The 21,443-nt window shown below is 68.0% G+C and carries 18 protein-coding genes and 1 tRNA gene; 7 read left to right on the forward strand and 12 right to left on the reverse strand.

What is annotated here, in order from left to right:
* Positions 1-101: 101 nt before the first annotated feature.
* Positions 102-1,547 (forward strand): purine-cytosine permease family protein, encoded by a 1,446-nt coding sequence (locus BACI349Y_RS18905; protein WP_159634483.1) that lies wholly within the window; start codon positions 102-104, stop codon positions 1,545-1,547.
* Between the two features lie 97 nt (positions 1,548-1,644).
* Here BACI349Y_RS18905 and BACI349Y_RS18910 read toward each other — a convergent pair whose 3' ends face one another.
* Together BACI349Y_RS18910 and BACI349Y_RS18915 are read right to left on the reverse strand one after the other, a co-directional pair.
* On the reverse strand, positions 1,645-2,106 hold the full coding sequence (locus BACI349Y_RS18910) for a DUF4190 domain-containing protein (RefSeq protein ID WP_159634486.1): 462 nt from the start codon (positions 2,104-2,106) through the stop codon (positions 1,645-1,647).
* A 34-nt stretch (positions 2,107-2,140) separates the two neighbouring features.
* A complete protein-coding gene (locus BACI349Y_RS18915) occupies positions 2,141-2,713 on the reverse strand; it encodes a LysE/ArgO family amino acid transporter (protein ID WP_159635936.1) in 573 nt (190 codons plus the stop codon).
* 94 nt (positions 2,714-2,807) lie between these two features.
* Between BACI349Y_RS18915 and BACI349Y_RS18920 the strand changes: the two genes are divergently transcribed.
* A complete protein-coding gene (locus BACI349Y_RS18920) occupies positions 2,808-3,737 on the forward strand; it encodes a LysR family transcriptional regulator ArgP (RefSeq protein ID WP_159634489.1) in 930 nt (309 codons plus the stop codon).
* Here the strand turns inward: BACI349Y_RS18920 and BACI349Y_RS18925 are convergent.
* Positions 3,697-4,653: a nuclease-related domain-containing protein gene (locus BACI349Y_RS18925; protein WP_159634492.1), complete on the reverse strand. Its 957-nt coding sequence runs from the start codon at positions 4,651-4,653 to the stop codon at positions 3,697-3,699. The two genes, BACI349Y_RS18920 and BACI349Y_RS18925, sit on opposite strands and share 41 nt — an antisense overlap.
* Before the next feature lie 242 nt (positions 4,654-4,895).
* Here BACI349Y_RS18925 and pgm point away from each other — a divergent pair, with 242 nt between their 5' ends.
* Positions 4,896-6,548, forward strand: coding sequence for a phosphoglucomutase (alpha-D-glucose-1,6-bisphosphate-dependent) (gene pgm / locus BACI349Y_RS18930; RefSeq protein ID WP_159634495.1), 1,653 nt, complete (start codon positions 4,896-4,898; stop codon positions 6,546-6,548).
* Here the strand turns inward: pgm and BACI349Y_RS18935 are convergent.
* The gene (locus BACI349Y_RS18935; RefSeq protein ID WP_159635939.1) at positions 6,545-7,072 is read right to left on the reverse strand and encodes a hypothetical protein; all 528 of its coding nucleotides are present in this window, start codon (positions 7,070-7,072) and stop codon (positions 6,545-6,547) included. The genes pgm and BACI349Y_RS18935 overlap by 4 nt on opposite strands.
* A gap of 579 nt (positions 7,073-7,651) precedes the next feature.
* Here BACI349Y_RS18935 and BACI349Y_RS18940 point away from each other — a divergent pair.
* Entirely contained in the window at positions 7,652-8,818 is a 1,167-nt protein-coding gene (locus BACI349Y_RS18940; protein WP_159634498.1) for a cytochrome P450, read from the forward strand.
* Positions 8,819-8,862: 44 nt separating this feature from the next.
* Here BACI349Y_RS18940 and BACI349Y_RS18945 read toward each other — a convergent pair whose 3' ends face one another.
* Entirely contained in the window at positions 8,863-9,615 is a 753-nt protein-coding gene (locus BACI349Y_RS18945) for a lytic transglycosylase domain-containing protein (protein ID WP_159634501.1), read from the reverse strand.
* Between the two features lie 47 nt (positions 9,616-9,662).
* Between BACI349Y_RS18945 and BACI349Y_RS18950 the strand changes: the two genes are divergently transcribed.
* Entirely contained in the window at positions 9,663-10,178 is a 516-nt protein-coding gene (locus BACI349Y_RS18950) for a nucleoside kinase (RefSeq protein ID WP_159634504.1), read from the forward strand.
* Positions 10,179-10,220: 42 nt separating this feature from the next.
* Here the strand turns inward: BACI349Y_RS18950 and selB are convergent, their stop codons facing one another.
* The 3 genes from selB to BACI349Y_RS18965 form a co-directional block, all read right to left on the reverse strand.
* Complete coding sequence (gene selB / locus BACI349Y_RS18955; protein WP_159634507.1) at positions 10,221-12,017, reverse strand: selenocysteine-specific translation elongation factor; 1,797 nt, start codon at positions 12,015-12,017, stop codon at positions 10,221-10,223.
* Positions 12,018-12,020: 3 nt separating this feature from the next.
* A complete protein-coding gene (selA, locus tag BACI349Y_RS18960; RefSeq protein ID WP_159634510.1) occupies positions 12,021-13,352 on the reverse strand; it encodes an L-seryl-tRNA(Sec) selenium transferase in 1,332 nt (443 codons plus the stop codon).
* A 36-nt stretch (positions 13,353-13,388) separates the two neighbouring features.
* Positions 13,389-13,483, reverse strand: a tRNA-Sec gene (locus BACI349Y_RS18965).
* Positions 13,484-13,542: 59 nt separating this feature from the next.
* On the opposite strand from BACI349Y_RS18965, the gene selD reads away from it, so the two are divergent.
* Positions 13,543-14,553 (forward strand): selenide, water dikinase SelD, encoded by a 1,011-nt coding sequence (gene selD / locus BACI349Y_RS18970; RefSeq protein ID WP_159634513.1) that lies wholly within the window; start codon positions 13,543-13,545, stop codon positions 14,551-14,553.
* Positions 14,554-14,568: 15 nt separating this feature from the next.
* Here selD and nrfD read toward each other — a convergent pair whose 3' ends face one another.
* The 4 genes from nrfD to BACI349Y_RS18995 all read right to left on the reverse strand — a co-directional run bounded on the left by nrfD (position 14,569) and on the right by BACI349Y_RS18995 (position 20,514).
* Complete coding sequence (nrfD, locus tag BACI349Y_RS18975) at positions 14,569-15,660, reverse strand: NrfD/PsrC family molybdoenzyme membrane anchor subunit (RefSeq protein ID WP_159634516.1); 1,092 nt, start codon at positions 15,658-15,660, stop codon at positions 14,569-14,571.
* A complete protein-coding gene (locus tag BACI349Y_RS18980) occupies positions 15,657-16,667 on the reverse strand; it encodes a 4Fe-4S dicluster domain-containing protein (protein WP_159634519.1) in 1,011 nt (336 codons plus the stop codon). Before BACI349Y_RS18980 ends, nrfD begins: the two co-directional genes overlap by 4 nt.
* Positions 16,668-16,765: 98 nt before the next feature.
* A complete protein-coding gene (gene fdh / locus BACI349Y_RS18985; RefSeq protein WP_159634522.1) occupies positions 16,766-20,095 on the reverse strand; it encodes a formate dehydrogenase in 3,330 nt (1,109 codons plus the stop codon).
* Positions 20,096-20,241: 146 nt separating this feature from the next.
* A complete protein-coding gene (locus tag BACI349Y_RS18995) occupies positions 20,242-20,514 on the reverse strand; it encodes a hypothetical protein (protein WP_236560932.1) in 273 nt (90 codons plus the stop codon).
* A 320-nt stretch (positions 20,515-20,834) separates the two neighbouring features.
* Between BACI349Y_RS18995 and BACI349Y_RS19000 the strand changes: the two genes are divergently transcribed.
* The gene (locus BACI349Y_RS19000; protein WP_236560935.1) at positions 20,835-21,197 is read left to right on the forward strand and encodes a rhodanese-like domain-containing protein; all 363 of its coding nucleotides are present in this window, start codon (positions 20,835-20,837) and stop codon (positions 21,195-21,197) included.
* The last annotated feature ends 246 nt before the right edge of the window (positions 21,198-21,443 follow it).

Here is a 21,443-nt window from a genome sequence, read left to right on the forward strand (position 1 = left end):
GCTGTCTGGCTCCCCGGACAGCTGCGCCTGAATGGCGGTGTTTCCGCGGCGCGAAAACCGATGTGATGGACCTTACGTTTTCATCACTGAGGAGTTTGGCCATGGCCGGAGGCAGTACCGCCGTAGAGGCACGTTCGATCGACATGATCCCGCCGGGTGAGCGCCACGGCCACCCGCGGGGCCAGTTCACCCTGTGGTTCGGCGCCAACGCGCAGATCACCGCCATCGTGGATGGCGCCCTCGCGGTGGTATTCGGGGCGGATGCGTTCTGGGCCATCGTGGGCCTGCTGGTGGGCAACGTGCTGGGCGGCGCCGTCATGGCCCTCCACTCTGCCCAGGGCCCCAAACTGGGGCTGCCCCAGATGATCTCCAGCCGCGCCCAGTTCGGCGTCTACGGAGCCGTGATCCCGCTGGCGCTGGTCATCCTGATGTACGTGGGGTTCGCTTCCACGGGCACCGTCCTCTCGGGGCAGGCCATCAACCTCATGCTGGGAGTGGACACTCCCGCCGTCGGGATCCTCATCTTCGGTGCCGCCACCGCCCTGCTGGCCATCCTGGGCTACAAGTACATCCATGCGCTGGGCCGCATCGCCACCGTGCTGGGCCTGGCCGGGTTCCTGTACCTGACAGTCGCCGTCGTCACCAAGTTCGATGTCACCCAGGTGATGATGGTCAAGGGCTTCGAATGGCCCACCTTCCTGACCGCCATTGCCCTTGGTGCGGGCTGGCAGCTGACCTTCGGCCCGTACGTGGCCGACTACTCCCGCTACCTCCCGGCCGACACCTCGGAGCGCAAGACGTTCTGGTACACCTTCGCGGGCTCGGTGGGCGGCGCGCAGTGGGCCATGACCCTGGGTGCCCTGGCCGGCGGCCTGTCCGCCGCCAAACTCGGCGGGGACTTCCTGAAGAACCAGGTGGGGTACATGGGAGACCTTGCCGGCGGCGGCCTGATCGCCATCTTCATCTACCTGATGATCGTCACGGGCAAGCTGACCGTGAACTGCCTCAACGCCTACGGCGCCTTCATGTGCGGCGTCACCATCAGCACCGCCGTTAACCGCCGGGACACCGTCTCCAAAGCCGTCCGGATCGCGTTCATCGTGGCCGTCATCGGCGCCAGCGTCCTCATCGCGCTGTTCGCCAGCAAGGACTTCCTGAACCTGTTCAAGAACTTCGTGCTCCTGCTGCTCATGGTGTTCACCCCCTGGTCCGTGATCAACCTCGTGGACTACTACAAGATCTCCCGCGACCGGCTGGACATCCCGGCCCTCTACAACCCGGACGGACGTTACGGCCGCTGGAACGCCGCCGCCCTGGTCTCCTATGGAATCGGCGTCGTCATCCAGGTCCCGTTCCTGGCGCAGTCGCTGTATACCGGCCCGGTCACCAAGCTGCTGGGCGGCGCGGACATCTCCTGGCTCGTGGGGATCGTTGCCACCCTGGCCATCTACTACCCCTGGGCCAAGGCAACCAACCGCGCCCCGGCGGCGTCCATCTACCCGGACCGGCCACTCGAGGTGCCGGCTGCCGCGGCGGTGAAGGCATAGGCACGCCGTGCCGGCAGGCACGACGGCGGTCCTGGCGCGGGTGCCGCGTTCCAGCAGGTGCAGGGCCGCCGCCGCTGGCCGGACCAGGCCGGCAGGGCTAGAACGTGCCGGTGTTTGACCCGGCGGTGCCGGCGACGGCCACGCCAATGATGAACAGCAGCCAGAGCGCCCCGTACCCCAGCAGGCAGAGGTAGCCCAGCACCAGGCCGGTAATGGACATCCCCTTGCCCGAGGGTTCGCGGCGCAGTGCCAAGTGGCCGGTGATGATGGCGGCGAACTGGGGAAGCAACAGCCAGCCCATGATGACCGAGGCGATGCCGCAGACCATGCTGGCGATGCTCAGGGTCTTCGGTTCCACAGTTCCGCCGTAGTAGGACGGCTGGCCGAAATACTGGGGCTGGCCATACTGGGCCTGGCTATATGGTGCCTGTCCGTACTGCGGCTGGTTGTACTGGGCCTGCCCGTACTGGGCCGGTGGCTGGTACCCGGGCCATGGCGAACCGTTGGGCTGGTTTTCGGGACGCTGGTAATCGGGCCCCTGGGACGGCTGGTTGGTCATGATTCCTCCCCTGCGAATCTGGCTACAGCCTACTTCAGTGCAGGATCAGACGGACGGCCAGGACCACCATCAGGACGCCGATGGCCGCGTCGATCCACCGCCAGGTGCGGGGGCTTGCCAGCACTCCAGCGAGCGCCCGCGCCCCGTACCCCAGGACGGAAAACCACAGGACGCTTCCGGCCACGGCGCCGCCGGCGAAAGTCCAGCGCAGGTCAGGACCCTGCTGGTTGGCAAGGCTGCCCAGCAGCACCACGGTGTCCAGGTAGACATGCGGGTTGAGGAATGTCAGGGCCGCCGTGGTTGCGATGACCGAATTCCTGGACCTTGGCGCCTGTTCCGCCAGCGCGGCAGGTTTGGCCGCAGCCATAAAGGACCGCACCGCGAACCACAGCAGGTAGGCGGCTCCCGCCCAGCGCAGGACTTCCAGCACTCCGGGGAATCGGGTAACCAGTGCCCCGATACCCGCCGTACCGGCCACGATCAGCAGGGCGTCACCAGCCATGCAGACGGCCACCACTGGGCCAATGTGCTCCCGGCGGATACCTTGGCGCAGCACAAAGGCATTCTGGGCGCCGATCGCCACGATCAGCGCCAGCCCGGTCAGCATTCCCGTCATTCCTGCAGCCCACATACCAATGACCGTAAGATTCCCGCTCCGTGAAGACAAATAACGGATTCTTGGTTGTCATTAGAATGTCTTCATGAATCTCGAGCACTTGAAAGCCCTCGTCGCGGTCATGGACGAAGGAACATTTGAGGCCGCGGCAGACCTGCTCCGGATCACGCCGTCCGCGGTGAGCCAGCGGATCAAGGCGCTGGAAGCATCCGTGGGCCAGGTCCTGGTACGCCGCCGGGTGCCCTGTACCGCCACGGACGCCGGTGCGCTGATGCTGCGGATGGCCCGGCAGGTGCAGGTACTCGAGGCGGAAACGTCGGCAGCGCTGGGGGCAGGGTCGCCGGCCCGGGCCCACCTGCCGGTGGCCGTGAACGCCGACTCGCTGGCCACGTGGTTCATTCCGGTCCTGCACCAGGCCGCGGGCTGGGAGGACTCTGCACTGGACCTCCACGTGGAGGACCAGGGCTACAGCAGCCAACTGCTCCGCGACGGTGCGGTGATGGGCGCGGTGACGTCCGACCCCGTCCCGGTCAGCGGGTGCCGCGTTGAGCTGCTGGGATCCATGCGTTACATCCCGGTGGCCACCCCCGCGCTGCGCCGCCGCTTTTCCGCCTCCGGCAGGGTGGACTGGGCGGCAATGCCGGTGCTGAAATTCAACACGAAGGACACGCTTCAGCAGCAGCTGCTCACCGGAAAGAGCGTGCCTGGACTTCCCCCCACGCACACCGTGCCTTCTTCCCAGGGGTTCCTGGCAGCCGTCACGGCCGGCCTGGGCTGGGGAATGATCCCGGAGCTTCAACTCACCGGCGAACTGGCCGACGGCGTCCTGGTCCGGCTGGAGGAGGACGCCCACCAGGATGTGGCCCTCTACTGGCAGGCCTGGGCCCTGGATTCAGACCGGCTCTCGCGGCTGGGCGCGGCTGTCCGGGCGGCCGCCGGAACCCTGCTGCAGCCCGGGGGCGGCGGCCGGGAGGCTAACGGGCCAAGTAGGGCAGGATATAGACGGCGAAAATGACGAATGCAGCCAGCAGCGCCAGCTTTCCTCCGCTGGTACTGCCGTGCTGCTGCGCTTTGGAGTTCCGGCCGTGGCGCCCCGGACCGGCCGGCTGCGCTGACCGCTTTTTTGCCGGCACCCCAGCCGCCCCACTGGTCCCCTGGCCTGCCGGTGTTTCCCGTGGCGGAAGGGCCCGGCCGGCGGGGTGCCGCGCTGCACTGCGGGCCCTGGCGGCCTCGTCGCCGGAGCCGGTTTTACGTGCCGGGGGCACCGCGGGGCCGGCTGGGGGCAGCGCACCCGCCGGGCGCACCACCGTTCCCGGGCGCACGTTGCGCAGGGCCGTGATGCCCGGTTCCTGCTCATGCGTAAGCTGCCGGCCCAGCTCCTCATAGAGGCCCACGACTGCCTGCTGGTCGAGGACGGCAGGCAACGCCTCGATGGCCCCGACAACCCGCTGGGATCCGGCCACGGCGACGTCCGAGGCCGTCACCCCGAAAAGGTCCGGCTGCGCAGCCATGCAAATGAGCGGACGCACCAGCCTGCGGTGCGGCGGAGCCAGCACCGAGGCGACAGCGGCGCACTGGGCCAGGGCGCCCTCCACGGCCTGGGTCCGCGCGTAACGGCCCTGCCACAGCACCCCGGAAGCCACCCGCACCTCACCGGTCCAGTTCTTCGAATCCACCACCACCACGCCGCCCGGACCCACCAGGACATGGTCCAGGTTTGCCTTTGGCCTGCCCGGCCAATGGACATCGTGGAGTACGTACCACCCGCGGGGAACCAGCTCGCTGAGCTTGTCGGCCACCATCCGCTCCCCCACCGCACCGGCGTCCCATGCCTTGGTGGAATGTTCGGCCTGCTCCAGCCGCCGCTTCAGCCGTGCAACGCGCTCGGCAGCAAGCCTGGACTGTTCCGCTGCCCCGTCTCCTGCCCCCATTGGACGTCCCCGTTTCCTTGCCGGACAGGACGACGCCGGCGGGCCCGCCGTCGTCCGTTCCTTACGCGTGTTTTCGTGGAATTTTCTTGAAATTAGCAGGGCACGGAAGGCCCGGTATATAGGTACTTTTGCGGCCGTGTACTCAGGTTGACTACTTGGTTTGCGTCCGTCACAGCAGGTCACAGCGTCCGGATTCTGGGCGGATCGTTTTGACTCCTGCCAGCTTCTGGCATGCTGGTGCCATGGCTAGCCGCGCGGGTACAGTTGCCCAACCCCAGGACCTTGTTGACATCACTGCGCTCCTTGACGCGTATTACGACATCGCGCCGGACCTCAGTGATCCCGGCCAGCGCGTGGTGTTCGGGACATCCGGGCACCGGGGATCCAGCCTTAAGGCCTCCTTCAACGAGCAGCACATCGTGGCCATCACCCAGGCCATCGTGGAGTACCGGGCGGCGCAGGGCGTCACCGGTCCGCTGTTCCTGGCCAAGGACACCCACGCACTGAGCGAGCCGGCACAGAACTCGGCCCTCGAGGTCCTCGCCGCCAACGGCGTCCAGGTGCTGGTCGATGCCCGGCACGGCTACACCCCCACGCCGGCACTGAGCCACGCCATCCTCACCTACAACCGGAAGGCGGCGCCCGGGGCCCCGCAGGCTGACGGCATCGTGGTGACGCCCAGCCACAACCCGCCGGCCGACGGCGGCTTCAAGTACAACCCCCCGCACGGCGGCCCGGCCGACTCGGACGCCACGGGCTGGATCGCCAACCGGGCCAATGAGCTGCTGGAAAACGGCCTGCGCGGCGTGAAGCGGATTCCGCTGGGCGACGCACAGTCCGCGGACACCACCGGAAAGTTTGATTTCCTCTCCAGCTACGTGGACGATCTTCCGTCCGTCCTGAACCTGGACGCCATCCGCGAGGCCGGCGTCCGGATCGGCGCCGACCCCATGGGCGGGGCCTCCGTGGACTACTGGGGCGAGATCGCCGAGCGCCACCACCTGGACCTCACCGTGGTGAACCCCACGGTGGATCCGCAGTGGGCGTTCATGACCCTGGACTGGGACGAGAAGATCCGGATGGACTGCTCATCGCCGTCGGCCATGGCATCGCTGATCCAGCGGATGGCTGCCGGCGGATCCACCTTCGATGTCGCCACCGGCAATGACGCGGACGCCGACCGCCACGGCATCGTCACCCCTGACGGCGGACTGATGAACCCCAACCACTACCTCGCCGTCGCCATCGACTACCTTTACCGCAACCGCAGCGGCTGGAACCCGGCCTCGGTGGTGGGTAAGACCCTGGTGTCCTCCTCCATCATCGACCGCGTGGCGCAAAGCCTGGGCCGCAAGCTCGTGGAGGTCCCGGTGGGCTTTAAGTGGTTCGTCCCCGGCCTGCTGTCCGGTGAAGGCGCGTTCGGCGGCGAGGAATCCGCCGGCGCCTCCTTCAACAAGCTGGACGGCAGCGTGTGGACCACGGACAAGGACGGCATCCTGCTGGCCCTGCTGGCGTCCGAGATCACCGCGGTCACGGGCAAATCCCCGTCGCAGCTGTACAAGGGCCTGACCGACCAGTTCGGCGCCCCCGTCTACGCCCGGATCGACGCCGCCGCAACACGTGAGCAGAAGGCAAAGCTGGGCAAGCTTTCCGCCGCGGACGTCACTGCCACCTCACTGGCCGGCGAAGAGATCACCGCCAAGCTCACCGAGGCCCCCGGCAACGGCGCACCCATCGGCGGCCTGAAGGTGGTCACCGAGAACGCCTGGTTCGCGGCCCGCCCGTCCGGCACCGAGGACGTGTACAAGATCTACGCCGAGTCCTTCAAGGGCGAGGAGCACCTGAAGCAGGTGCAGGCGGAGGCCAAGGCGCTGGTGGACAGCGTTATCGCCTAGCTTTCACTTTCGCGGCACCACAGCCGGAGGACGCGCCTGATGGTGTGGTCGCCGTCGGGAGCCATGTCCACCAGGGCGACGCGGTCAAGCACGACGGCGTCGCCCGGGTGGAGGCGTTTGCCACCGTGGTGTGAGACGTGGGGTCGGTACCCGGCAAGGGTGTGGGCGGGCGTCAGGATCCTGCCGCGCACGCCGTCGACGACAGAAACCAACTGCACGTGCAGGGCCTGCAGATCCGGCTGGCGCTTGATGAGGTTGACCGGTACCGAACCGTTGCGGCCGAACGCCGCGTCCTCCCCCACCGTGAGCGCGGCACCCAGCGCAGCGGCGATCGGCGCATCAGCAAGCCCGGCGATGCTTTCCGCGACGTCCGCGGGGTCCTGGGCGTTTGTGGTGGCGGCAGCGCCGGCGTCGAGCCTCACGTCAAACCGCACCAGCGTGATGTGCAGCGGCCAGTCCGTCCGCGGGAAAACCTGGCCGTCGGCCACGGGCTCGACGAACGCCACGAAGATCAGGTTCCGCATCGGCATGCCCCCAGTCTCCCACTCCCCCTCAGACGCCCCATCACCTCAACAACGGGAACGGCGGGCCCGGTCAGGCCGGCCCGCGGATCGGCAGAGGGTGGGGTTGTTGGCGTTTCGCGGGGTCCGGCGGCGGCCGGCAGGGGAAGGAATGGTGCCGAGGATCCGGACCCGCCGATAAAGGCGGCCACTACGAGGATGACGTATGCCGCCACAAGCCCGACGACCCCGAGGCCGATCATCTTGACCCGCTGGAGCCGGCGGCCTGACGCGTCGACGAACACGGGTCCACGCGGGGAGATGGCGGGCGACTGACCGGATGTCTCTTCAGGGGCTTTCATCGAGCAATAACCTTAGGGGACCCCTTGTGGCTAGCACAAAAACCCGGCGGTGGTGTCCGGCAGCTGCAGTCCGGGACGCGGATCCGCCCCGGTGCCGTGCATAAGGCAGGCACTGCGGTTTCCGTTCCGGCGTGGTGACGCAGGGACATGCTTTGGCTAGGATCAAGGTTCTACGGTCAGTCATTTGACGGCCTGGCGCCCGCCGTGGACGGCATGGCGCCAGGTGAGCAGGGAGGCCACCATGGATGTCACCCAGTCCGCGCAATACCCGCTTGATCCCTTTCCGCAGTATGAACGCATGCGGGCAACGGCCCCCGTCTTCCAGGATGACCAGTCAGGGAGCTGGCATGTGTTCCGGTACGACGACGTCCAGCGGGTGTTGTCCGAACACGCCACCTTCTCGTCCCGCATGGGTGGTGACAATCCCTCCGGCACCGGCCAATTGTTCGCGTCCAGCCTGATCACCACCGATCCCCCGAGGCACCGGCAGTTACGCTCGCTGGTTACACAGGCGTTCACGCCCAAGGCTGTTGACGCGCTGGCTCCCCGCATCGCCGGACTCACGGACGAGCTCATGGCGGAGATCGCCGGCAAGGGAAGCGCAGACCTGATCAGGGACCTGGCCTACCCGTTGCCGGTCATCGTCATCTCCGAGCTGATGGGCATCCCCAGCGAGGACCGCGAGCGCTTCAAGCACTGGTCCGACGTGATCGTCAGCCAGACGCGGACCCTCCCCGCCAGCGAAACGCAGGACTCCACCACGTCGGAGATGGTGGAGTACTTCCTTGCCCTGATCGACCAGCGCAGGAGCCGTCCCGGCACGGACCTCATCAGCAGCCTGCTGGCCGCGGAGATCGACGGCCAAAAACTGACGGTGCCCGAGCTGCTCGGTTTTTGTGCCCTGCTGCTGGTTGCCGGCAATGAGACCACCACCAATCTGATCGGCAACGCCGTTTTGTGCCTGGCGGAGTCGCCCGGCACCCTGGAGCGGCTCCTCAGCGAGCCGGCCCTGGTTCCCCAGGCGCTCGAGGAGGTGCTCCGCTTCCGGTCGCCGGTCCAGTCGATGTACCGGGTGGCGGTGGCGGACACCGTCGTGGGTGACCACCTGATTCCCGCCGGCGCTCCAATCGTCGCCTGGATCGGCTCGGCCAACCGTGACGGGCAGCAGTTCCAGCGGGCCGCCGAGTTCGATGTGGACCGCAACCCCAACCGGCACCTGGCGTTTGGCCATGGCATCCATTTTTGCCTTGGGGCACCGCTCGCCCGGCTCGAAGCAAGGATCGCACTGGAAGCACTGCTGTCCCGTCTCCCGGGACTTTCCGTGGCTTCCGGAGCGCAACTGGAACGAATGGACAGCAGCATCGTTTACGGGCTGAAGGAACTTCCCGTCACCTGGCAACCTGCCTGACCGGCCCGGACGAATGATCCCGGGAGGAAAGCCGCGGGATGCATTCACCCGGCGGTGCCCGCTTTCGCAGTGTACGCGGTGGCCTGGGAGCTCACCTGGCGGATGTAGGCGTCGGACTGGTTGTAGGCGTAGATGGCAGCTGTCCACCCCTCCGCTGTGGTGAGGTCACGGCCGTGGCCGCAAAGATACGTGGCCGCGCTGAGGGCGGCGTCATCGATGTTGAACGGGTCCGCCGCCCCGTCCCCATTTCCGTCCATGCCTGCGATCCGCCACGTGGAGGGAATGAACTGCATGGGCCCCACCGCGTGGTCCCAGCCGGCGTCGCCATCCAAGGCGCCGCCGTCGGTGTCGGCTATGGCGGCGAATCCCGCGCCGTTGAGGCTGGGGCCCACGATCGGGCCGCTGGCCTGGCCGGCGGAGCTCAGGCTGCCGCCGCCGTACGTGCCGTGGGCTGATTCGACGAAGCCGACGGCGGCGAGCGTGTTCCAGCCGATGCCGCACGTCGGAGCTGATTCGTTGGCGGCAACGGCCGCATTGACGTAGGCGCGCAGGGCCCGTGCGGGGATTCCGGTGTGGGCGGCAGCCGTGCCAAGCCACTCTGCGTCGGGGCTTCGTGTGACGTTTACGGCGGTGGCGAGCCCATCGGGCCCTGGCTGAAGCTTGACTCCCGCTCGCGGGGGCAGGAGGGCGGCCGTACGGGCCCCGGCCCCGGGCTGGCCCAGCAGCCAGAACGAGAAAACTGCGCTGGCGCAGACCACGAACAGGCTAAGGGCCACAAAGCGTTTTACACGGAGCACTGACCAATCAAACCACCCCGGCCTCTCCCCCATCGGTACCATCAGGCATGGGCAGGAAGAATTACCTTATCGAGGGCGGCTCGGGCACGGGCAAGACCGCGGTCTGCAACGAATTGCGGCGGCGCGGCTACCACGCCATCAACGGCGACCGTGAACTTGCCTACCAGGGTGACCCGGAAACCGGTGAACCAGCAGGGGACGCCACCGGCGTGGCTGTGCACAGGCACCACATCTGGAGAGTCGCCGATGTCCGGGCCCAGGCAGCAGACCAGCGGGACGCGGTGACGTTCTTCTGCGGCGGGTCGAGGAACCTCGCCAAATTCATCGATCTGTTCGACGGCGTCTTCGTCCTCGAGGTGGACCTGGGCACGCTGAAGCGGCGCCTCGACCAGCGCCCGGCAGACGAATGGGGAGGGCAACCGGCGGAGCGGCAGCTGATCGAGCACCTGCACGAAACACGGGAAGAGATCCCGCCGGGCGGCATCGCGATTGACGCCACCGCGCCGCTGTCCCGGGTCGTGGACAACATCCTGCACCACGTGCAGGCAGCCCACCCTGCCTAGCCGTCCGAAGGCAGGGCACTGCTCTTCCTGACCGACAGCGGGTCAGCGCACCACCGTGCGGTGTCCGGCATCCAGCCTTTTGGTCCAGCCGCGCGAATCCAGGTGTTCCAGCAGCGGAACCGCGATCCGGCGTGTTGTGCCCAGCGCCTGGCGGGCCTGGCTCGTGGTGAAGGGCTGGTCCAAACCGGCGAGGGTGCGCATGGCAAGCGCCGGGGCGGTGGGCAGCAGCACCACCCCGTCGCGCAGTCGCAGCAGGCGCCCGGTGCGTTCAGCGGCTGCGAGCTCGCGGGCACCCAGGCCGAGGGCCGCCAGCTCATCGGCTTCGGGGGCCCGGAAGGCATCCGCCCTGAGCCTGCCCTCCAGCGTGGCGATTGCCGGCTCGATGGGACCAAGGTTGCCCTGGCTGCCAGGGAGCCGGACGTGTCCGCCGTCCTGTTCCAGGCCGGCCCCGCGGATGACGTGGGAAAGCAGTTTCTCGTCGGGCAACGTGAGCAGGTCCCGCGCCGCACCCATGGACAGGCCCGGGGCCAGGGCATCCCGCTCCTGCAGCGCCTGGACCGCGCCGCGCAGCTGATGCTGCCAGGCCTCCAGGACGGGAGTGTGCACCCACCAGTCGTCGATGACCCGTACACCGGCGGGCGCCTCCGCGTCATGCCCGGACAGCAGCCCGAGCCGGCGCAGATGTTCCGCCTGCACAGCCCTGCGGGCTGCCACCTCTCCCAGTACGTCTCCGGCGGGGTCCATTCCTGCAAGGCGCTCCGCCCAGTGGGCGCCGTCGCCGCGCCGCCGCAAGGCCGGCGGGTCGGCATCGAGGATACGTGCGCCGCCCAGCACCGAGCGGCTTCCGGGATCGCGCAGCACCAGCCGGTCCCCCAGGACGAGGGGCAGGTGCCTGTCGAGGACCAGCCGGGCATGGTCGGCGCCGAAGGGGCGCAGCCGGGCCGGCACGGACGCCGTGCCAACGTGCACCATGAGCTGTTCCGGGACCTCGCTATAGGCCACCCCGGTGGTGCGCTGGATTCCCACCACTGCTGTGGTGGGCCATGCGTCCGGGGTAACCAGCGCGTCACCGCGGCGGATATCCGTTGCGGCAACGTCGCGCAGGTTCAACGCCACCCGGCTGACCGGTTTCACCGAGGCGTACGAGGTATCCCGGCTTTGCAGGCCACGGACCACCACCGGCCGGGTATTAACGTGGCCGATCAGTTCCAGCCGGTCACCCTGGGCAAGCGTTCCTGCTGCCAGTGTCCCGGTCACCACCGTCCCGGAACCGGTGATGGTGAACGAACGGTCCACCCACAACCGGACCCGCCCATCCGTGGTGGGATGAGGCACGTTGGCCAGCACGCCGTCGAGCGCTGCACGCAGGTCAGCCAGGCCCGTGCCGTCGATGGCGGACACAGCTACTGCGGGCGCGTCCTGCAGGCCGGTCCCGGCCAGTTCCGTTCGGGTCCGCGCGAGCACCTCCGCAACCCGCTGCCCGGATGCCCGGTCCGCGCGGCTCAGCACCACGACGCCGTGTTCGATCCCCAGCGCAGCGACAGCGTCCCGGTGGTCGCTCGACTGTGCCTGCCAGCCTTCGTCGGCGGCCACCACAAAGCACACCACCGGCGCGGGTCCGATGCCGGCGAGCATGTTGCCCAGGAAGCGTTCGTGGCCCGGTACGTCGACGAACGCCACGTCCTGTCCGGACGGCAGCGTGGTCCAGGCATAGCCCAGGTCAATGGTCAGCCCGCGGCGCCGTTCTTCCTCCCAGCGGTCCGGCTCCATCCCGGTGAGGGCGCGGACCAGGGTGCTTTTACCGGAATCGACGTGCCCGGCTGTGGCAATGACGTGCACGGTTCAGCCCGCCCTGCCTGCATCCGCAACCTCAAGGGTTGCCAGGGCACGCCGCACCGCCTCGACAATCCGGCCGTCGTCCTTTGCGGGCACGCAGCGCAGATCGATCAGGCAGGAGCCGTCATGGACGCGCGGCAGCACGGCCGGGTCGCCGGTCCGCAAGGGACGCGCAAGTCCCTCGGGGAGCCGGAGTGCCCACCCAGGCAGGGGCACGCCGGGGGCGCCGCCGCCCCCTACCCTGCCGTCATGCGGGACCACGGGGACGCCGAGTTCCCGGGCGAGCCGGTCCGTACGGCCGCGTAATTGCCCGACGTCGGTGTGCAGCGCCTGCACGACGGGCGGCGTACCGCCCGCAACCGTTGCTTCCAGGGCGGCCAGGGCAAGTTTGTCTGCCCTGACGGCGCGGGCGAGCGGATGGCGGGCCAGCCGGGTGATGACCTCCTTGCGGCCCAGCAGCAGCCCCGCCTGGGGGCCGCCCAGCAGTTTGTCGCCGCTGGCGATGACGACGTCGGCCCCGCTCGCCAGGGCGGAGGCAGCGTCGGGTTCATCCGGCAGGAACGGATCCGGGGCCAGCAGTCCGCTGCCCAGGTCGGCGACGAGAGGGACGCCGTTGGCCGCGGTCAGGCGGCCCAGCTCGTCCAGGGAAACAGCTGAGGTAAAACCGTCAACCCGGAAGTTGCTTGGATGGACCTTGAGGACGCACCCTGTGTCAGGACCGAGGGCTCCTGCATAGTCATGCAGGTGCGTGCGGTTGGTGGTGCCCACCTCGCGAAGCCTGGCACCGGTCGATTCCATCAGGTCGGTCAGCCTGAATCCGGCACCAATTTCAACGAGTTCGCCGCGGCTCACCACGACCTCCCGGCCAGCGGCGAAGGCTGTTGTAGCCAGCACCAGCGCCGCGGCCCCGTTGTTGACCACCAGCGCGTCCTCAGCGGCGGGGCAGGCAGCGAGCAGTGCCGCCCGGGCCCCGGCGCCGCGGCGGGAGCGGCTGCCGTCTGCCAGGTCCAGCTCCACATCGACGTAGCCGCTGGCCGCGACAAGAGCCTCCACTGCACCTTCAGAAAGGGGGGCGCGCCCAAGGTTGGTGTGGACGATGACGCCGGTGGCGTTCAGCACCGGGCGCAGGGAGGTTGCCGTACGCGCAGCGACGGCGGCCAGCAGGGCCGGTTCCACCTGGCCGGGGGGCAGCCCGCCGCTCCGTGCCTGCTCCTGGACGTCCCGGACAAGTTCGCGGATGACGCGCTCGTTCAGCCGGGTGCGGGCTTCGCGGACGGCAGGCAAGGCCAGCAGGTCATTTGTGCGGGGAATCAGGCGCCGGGGATCGACGTGGTCCACAGCCCTCCTCATATCGCGGCATGCACTGCCGAAAGTTGGCGGTGGCGGACGGGAATCGAACCCGCCAGGCCGAGATGCTCAGCCTCACCGGTTTTGAAGACCGGGGGGCCCACCAGGACCCGGACGCCACCGCGCCTCAATATAGCAGGGTTGCCTTGGAGGGTACGCTGGGCGGGTGAATGAGGCTCAGATGTCAGTCCAGCAGCTCGATGATGGTGCCACCGGCGCATTCCGGCTCACCGGCTATGCCCACGGCGGCGGCTGTGCTTGCAAAATTCCCCCCGGCGAACTCGAAGATGCCGTCCGTGGCCTCATCGGCCAACCCGGTGCGGAGGTACTGGTGGGCCTTGACAGCGGCGACGACGCTGCGGCGGTCCTGGTGCGCGATGATCTTGCGGTCCTGACCACCGCTGACTTCTTCACCCCCGTTGTCAACGATGCATATGACTGGGGCCGCATTGCCGCCGCCAATGCGCTCTCGGACATCTATGCCATGGGCGGCCGGCCGGTCACTGCGATCAACCTGGTCGGCTGGCCCCGCGGCGTCCTGCCGATGGAATTGATGACTGAGGTCCTGCGTGGTGGCTTGAGCGTGGCATCCCAGGCGGGGTGCCCCGTGCTCGGCGGGCACTCCATTGATGACCCGGAGCCCAAGTACGGCATGGCCGTCACCGGCGTCGCCCATCCTGACCGCTTGCTGCGCAACGACGCCGCCCAGCCGGGGCTGCCCATTACGCTGACCAAGCCACTCGGCGTCGGTCTCCTGAACAACCGGCACAAGCAGACCGGTGAAGTGTTTGCCGAAGCCGTGGAGACGATGGCGGCGCTAAACCGCGAAGCCTCCAAGGCGGCGGTGGCCGCCGGCGTCCGTGCGGCGACGGACGTGACCGGTTTCGGCCTGCTTGGACACCTCCACAAGATGGTCCGTGCCTCGGAAGTAGGCGCGGTGATCGACATAGATGCCGTTCCCCTTCTTGGCGGAGCCCGCGAGGCGCTCCGGGACGGCTTCGTTTCCGGCGGGACCCGGCGCAACCTCGACTGGGTGCGTCCGCACCTGGAGGCCGCACCGGGCATCACCGAGGACGATCTGCTGCTGCTGGCCGATGCGCAGACGTCCGGCGGCCTGCTGGTGGTCGGCGAGTTGCCGGGCCACCCTGTCATCGGTCACACCACTGTGGGACAGGGTATCCAGATCCGCTGAAACCGGGCAGCTGCCTCAGCTGCCGGTGGTGATTGCGTCGCCGGTAACGCCGGCGGCGCGGCGCGCTGCGAGCCGGTTCTTCTGCGGTTCGATGGTGTACCGCGGATCCCTGGCAGAGGCGAGGCCTGCCTCGAACACACCAAACCGGGTCAGGGCCGAGGCGGCCAGCAGTGCCAGACCCGACGCGGCGGCGACCATCCGGTTTCGTCCGCCCAGCAGTGCGCCCAGGCCTCCGGCGACCGCCAGCCGCTCGCTCCACTTCAGCATGGCGCCGGCTTTGCCCTCGTGCAGTGGTTCCGCGGCCACCGGGTCCATCCGGTGCTCCATCACCTTCATGGCCACCACATCCCCCAGGACGCCGAGCACGGCGAGGTTGCGGGCAGGACCCGTCTCGTGCACCGGCGTGGTGACCATCGCGAGCCCGGCAGACGCGAGGCAGGCCGAACTCACGAAAACGAAAGGCAGTTCCTCGTGGGCTGCGTTCCACGTCGGTGTGGCAGTGTCACCCAGCAGGACGGCCGTGTACGCCGCCAGCGGCCCGGCGAACACCGCAGCTTCGATGCCTGCCGGTCCTTCGACAGCGCGCAGGACCTTGCGCAACGGACCCAGCGGCAGCCGGTCTCCGCTCATCCGGTCGATTTCCGCCACGGCGGAGACGCCGGCGCCGGCGCTGAAGGCGCTGAGGATCCACGAGCCCACACTCATCGGGGAGGTGACCTTGAAAGTCCGCAGCATGTGCAGGAAACGCTCCGGCCGGCCAAGGTCCTTCACCAGGGCAACCGCACCCGCGCTCACCGCTGCCAGGGCACCCAGCCGGGCGTTCCGGCGCAGCACCGGGCGTCCGGTCAGTTGGCCGCCGGCGCCCAGGAGGGCCGAACCGGCTGCCACGCCACCCAGGAAGAGGTAGATCGCCACGTCATCGCCCCAGGGGGCGGGTTTCACGACGGAACGGCCGTAGTACGAGGTGAATTCCGGCTCCGGCACCATCGGCATTTCCCGGGAGCCGTCACCGTTGTCCCGGCGGCGGCCCGTCCCCCGCTTGCCGCCCTCCCGGCGGCGGCGTGCGGGCTCTGTTGGCCGGAAACTGTCGAACTCGGAAAGTGTCACGCGCGTCCTCCCAGGAAAGCCAGCGCAGCGGCGGCGGCCATGCCTGCTACCGCCATGCCGGCCCGCCGGTACATCTTTGGCAGATCAGCTGTGGGTACGCGCGGGTCCGGCGGAAGTCCGTAGACCTCCGGTTCGTCCAGCAGCAGGAAGACGGATCCGGTTCCGCCGACGCCGTCGTTTTCGTTTGCGCCGTAAAGCCTCGCCTCTGTCATGCCCTGGGCGTGCAGGTTCGCCACCCGTTCCCTGGCCGTCTCCACCATGTCGTCGTGGTCGCCGAACTTGATGGACGTCGTCGGGCACGCCTTCGCGCAGGCGGGAGTCTCGTCTGCCACCAGCCGGTCGTAGCACAGTGTGCACTTTTGGGCGATGCCTTCGTTGGGGACGGCGGGATGCCCGGCGTGCTGGTCTTCCCTGCTGGTGGCCACCTTGACCGTGCCGTTGCTGCGGCGCTCGATCACGCCGAAGGGGCACCCGGCCACGCACGTTCCGCAGCCGTTGCAGACGTCGTCCTGGACCACCACGGTGCCGAACTCGGTGCGGAACAGCGCTCCGGTGGGGCAGACGTCAAGGCAGCCGGCGTGGGTGCAATGCTTGCAGACGTCGGAGGACATCAGCCAGCGGAAGTCTGCTGTGTCAGGCGGCGTGGTGTCCGCCTCAGCCAGATCCGCCGGGGCGGACGCTGCGGGGGTGGGGGGACCGATGCGGGGCATGCCCAGGCTGACCAGGGCCCGGCCTGATTCCCGTGCCTCGACAATCCGGTCCTGGCCCTGCTCGATGAAGGCGACATGCCGCCAGGTGCTGGCGCCAAGGGATCCGGTGTTGTCGTAGGAGGATCCGAGCAGTTCGAGGTTGCCGTCCTGCGGGTTGTGGTTCCATTCCTTGCAGGCGACTTCGCAGGCCTTGCAGCCGATACAGATCGAAGTGTCAGTGAAGAAGCCCTTGCGCGGATGGTTGTGTTCCCAGTGGGCATCGGCGGTGGGGTCGGTTGGTCCGGACAGCTGGCCCATCTAGTTCTCCAAGGTGGGATCGGTGCCCGGAACGCTGCCGCTGGGCAGCGTTCCGGGCCGGGCAAAGTAGGTGCGGGCCCCGCCGGGTATGACGACGGTCATTCCCCGCCGCCCTTGGCGTGGCTGTCGGGCCCCGTGCGATCAATGCCTTCCGCCGCGGGGTTGGTGACGGCGCGGTTGCCGGTCTCGATGGTCAGCCCGGCCCTCGCCTGGTATTCGGCAACGAGGGCAAGGAGGTCCTCCCCGCGCGGCCGGCGGCCTGGACGGATGTCGCAGGAGGCCACCTTGGATTCCTGGATCTGGACGTTGGGATCCAGGGTCACGCCCAGCAGGTCGTTAGCCGCGTCACCGCTGACCACAGCGTTGCTGCCGACGCCCCAGTGGTAGGGCAGCCCGATCTGGTGCACGGTGTGGCCGCCGACGGCCAGCGGCCTCATCCGGTCGGTCACCAGCACCTTTGCCTCAATGGCAGAGCGGGGCGAGATGATGGTGGCCCACCCGTAGGGTTCCAGTCCGCGCTCAGCGGCCAGTTCGGGCGACACTTCGCAGAACATCTCCGGCTGCAGTTCGGAGAGGTACGGCAGCCAGCGGCTCATCCCGCCCGCAGTGTGGTGCTCCGTGAGCCGGTACGTGGTGAACACGAACGGATAGACATCCGCCCCCGGGGTACCGGCACTCGGTGCGCTCAGGTTGTCCAACCGGGCATACCTCAGTCGTGCCGGACTCTGCTGCTGCGGATACAGCCCGTTGGCCACCGGTGATTCCTGGGCCTCGTAGTGAGTCGGCAGCGGGCCGTCCACGAGCCCCTTGGGCGCGAACAGCCAGCCCTTGCCGTCGGACTGCATGATGAACGGATCGTCCCCGCTGAGCGCGGCCGGGCCGCCCACCGAGGGGTCGGGTTTGCTGCCGGGTGCGAGGGTCGGCGGGAAGTCGGGGACGTCGTCACCCACCCACTTCCCCTGCTCCGCGTCCCACCAAACGTATTTCTTGCGTTCGCTCCACGGCTTACCGGCCGGATCGGCGGAGGCCAGGTTGTACAGGATCCGTCGGTTGGCCGGCCACGCCCAGCCCCATTCCGGCGCTGCCGGGCCTTGCTCCTGGCCGGGTTTCCGGTTGGCAGCGTGGTTGATCCCCTCAGCGTAGACGCCGGTGTAGATCCAGCAGCCCGCCGTCGTAGAGCCGTCGGCGCGGAGTTCGGTGTAGGCGGAGAGCGGCTTGCCGGCATCCGGACCGGTCAGGTGGCGGCCGTTGATCTCGGCAAGCACCGACTCGGGGTCCGGATCGCCGTGGTCGTCCGTGGGGTAATCCCACGTCAGGTCCAGCAGCGGCCGGTCCCTTTCGTCCTGGGAATCGGCGAGCTTCTCCCGGATCCGGTGCCCCAGTTCATAGAAGAACTGGAGTTCGCTCTGGCACTCCCCCGGCGGGGCCACCGCCTGGTGGCGCCACTGCAGCAGCCGCTGGGTCTGGGTGAAGGATCCGGCCTTCTCCACGTGGGTCGCCGCCGGCAGGAAGAAGACTTCGGTCTCGATATCCTCGGTGCGGAGTTCCCCGGACTCGATTTCCGGGCCGTCCTTCCACCACGTCGCGGACTCGATCATGTTCAGGTCCCGGACCACGAGCCACTTCAGGTGGGACATTCCGAGCCGCTGCATCCGCCCGTGGGCCGAGCCGACCGCCGGGTTCTGGCCGAGCAGGAAGTAGCCTTCCACCTCGTCGCGGAGCATACTCATCACGGTCTCATAGGTCCCGTGCGCACCGGTCAGCCGCGGCAGGTAGTCGTAGGCCCAGTCGTTGTCCGCCGTCGCAGCGTCACCCCACCACGCCTTCAGCAAGCTGATGGTGTACGCGTCGGCGTCGGCCCAGAATCCCTTTTGGTTCTTCGAGGCGTTGGCCGCCAGGTACTCCTCCAGGGTGTCGTGGCGGCCGGCACTGGGCATGGGCAGGTAGCCGGGGAGCAGGTTGAACAGCGTGGGAATGTCGGTGGAGCCCTGGATGCTCGCATGGCCCCGGAGGGCCATGATCCCGCCGCCAGGGCGCCCCACGTTCCCCAGCAGCAGCTGCAGGATGGCGGCGGCCCGGATGAACTGGGCACCCAGAGAGTGCTGGGTCCAGCCCACGGCGTACGCGAAGCAGGTGGTCCGGTCGCGGCCGGAGTTCTCCGTGATGGTCTTCGCCAGGTAGGCGAAGTCGGCTTCGCTGATGCCGCACATGTCGCGCACCATTTCCGGGGTGTAGCGGGCGTAGTGCCGCTTCACGATCTGGAAGACGGTCCTGGGGTTCTGGAGCGTGTCATCCCGCAGCACCTCCGCGTGTTCGAGGGGCGGACCACCGCTGCCGTAGGCATCGCCGGAGGCCCGGGCGCCGGCTTCGGCGCCGTGCTCGGGACCGGCCGGTTCGTCGATGGAGCCGTCCTCGCCTTCGTCGTAGGCCCACGACGAGTTGTCGTAGGCACCCTTTTCCGGGTCGAATCCGGAGAAGAGGCCGCCCAGGTCCTCGGCGTCCCGGTAGTCCTCGTGGACCAGGGTGGCCGCGTTGGTGTACGCGGTCACGTACTCCTTGAACCACAGGTCATTGGCGATGACGTAGTTGATGAGCGCGCCCAGCAGCACGACGTCAGAACCCGCCCTGATGGGGATGTGCTTATCCGACACTGCCGAGGTCCGCGTGAACCGGGGGTCGATATGGATGACCTTCGCTCCGCGGGCCTTAGCCTCCGCCACCCACTGGTACCCCACGGGATGGCATTCGGCCATGTTGGAACCCTGGATGACGATGCAGTCGGCGTTGGCCATGTCCTGCAGTGATTGCGTAGCACCACCGCGTCCAAACGAGGCTCCCAAACTGGGAACCGTTGCGGAGTGTCAAATACGCGCCTGGTTCTCGGTCTGCACCGCCCCGGCAGCTGTAAAGAGCTTTTTGATCAGGTAGTTTTCTTCGTTGTCCAGGGTTGCGCCGCCCAGGGAGGCGATGCCCATGGTGCGGCGCAGCAGCCGGCCTTGGTCGTCTTCCTGCTGCCAGGTCCTGCGGCGGGTTTCGATGAAGCGGTCCGCCACCATCTCAACGGCCGTGGCCAGGTCCATGTGCTGCCACTCCGTGGAACGCGGCGCACGGTAAAGCACTTTGGTCTGGCGGCCCGGTGAGTTGACAAGCTGCTCGCTCGCAGAGCCCTTTGGGCACAGGCGGCCGCGTGAAATGGGTGAGTCCGGATCGCCCTCGATCTGGACCACTTTCTCGTCCTTGACGTAGACACGCTGCCCACAACCGACGGCACAGTAAGGACACACGCTCTGCACGACGCGGTCGGCGGTGGCAGTCCGGGGGGCTATTGCTTTTGTCTTGGCCGACGTCACTGCCGGCCCACGGCCCAAGAGGTCGCCCGTGCTTAGCTGACGGACGACCGGCCATTGAAGAAAACTTCGCGGTGCCATTTCTGGAGCATATCCCAGACGGCGGCGGGAGCAACAGGAAAAGGTTGGGCGTGTCCCACGGCAACGTCCGGCCCGGGCCGGGTGGCTGCAGGAGCCCTTGCGCGGGCCCGGGGTGGGACACCGGCGGCCGGGCGTCGCAGACCTGCTTACCGCTCGATGCTGACGCTGAGATCCAGGTGGATGTCCTCACGGGCGAGACGGTCCTGGAGGTACCGGGCGAGGCTCGCATCGGTTGCGGTGTGCGCGCCCTTCGGGACGGCGCCGCGGAAGACAGCTTGGGTATTCGTCGACCTGAGTACGTCCAGGGGCGTTGACCGGAGATGACCGTCGGTCAAGCGTTCGATGTCGGTGCGGAAGGTGCGTCGGTGGTCATGCTGCGCGGAGGCGTGCATGGTGAACGGAATGAAAGCTACGGGCAAGGGGGTCCTTTCGAGCGAGGCAGCCGGCGGTGGGGGCCTCACCGGTAACAAGGCAAAAGCTGGCCGTGGTATTCCCATCCGGGCCTGAAGGAGGCGGACGTCACGGAGGGCCTTGCCCGCCGCGGTCGCGTGGCGGAAGCGTGTTGACCCTGGCTCTGCCCATACCGTAGGAATTGAGCGTCGCTCCGCTGCACCGCGGAACGCCCGAACGATCAGCAGTCAAAGCGAGGAACACGGTGGAACAGCCTCACATAGTCAAGGACGGCACCGCGGCATTCCCATGCAGTTCAGACCCGGGCAGTTCGCAGGCACCACTTACAGTGGACCAACTGCTGCTCGAGAGCCGCGCCGGGCTTGAGCGGGTGCACCCGTCGGATCTTGAGCGGGAGATGGCAGCGGGCGCACTGGTCATTGACACCCGGCCCGTCGACCAGCGGAACCGCGACGGCGATCTTCCGGGCGCAGTGGTTATCGACCGAAATGTTCTGGAGTGGCGGCTTGACCCTTCCAGCCCCCACCGGATCCCCACCGCCGGCGACCCGGCCCGGCGGATAGTGGTGGTCTGCAATGAGGGCTACAGCTCCAGCCTCGCTGCACATACACTGCAGCGCCTGGGGTTGAGCCGTGCGACTGACCTCATCGGTGGCTTCCAGGCCTGGGCTGCCCTGCGCGCTGATTCCTGAAATTTCTTCGGTGCAGGGCCACCGCGAGGACGATGAAGGGGCAGCGGGCAGCGGAAGCCGTTCACTGCGAAGACCAGGGTCTTCATCAACATCCGTTGGAACATCCATGCTCCGGGGCCGGGTGTCCAGCTCCAGCTCCACGTCCCCAGCCGCCCTGGTGGGGCATCCCGCAGTCACCTCGGGATGACCCACCCGGGCCGCCTTGCAGATATGGCGCAGTCTGGACCCCTATGGCTGCTAATGAAG

Source organism: Arthrobacter sp. 8AJ (genome assembly GCF_902506025.1).
Lineage (GTDB): Bacteria > Actinomycetota > Actinomycetes > Actinomycetales > Micrococcaceae > Arthrobacter.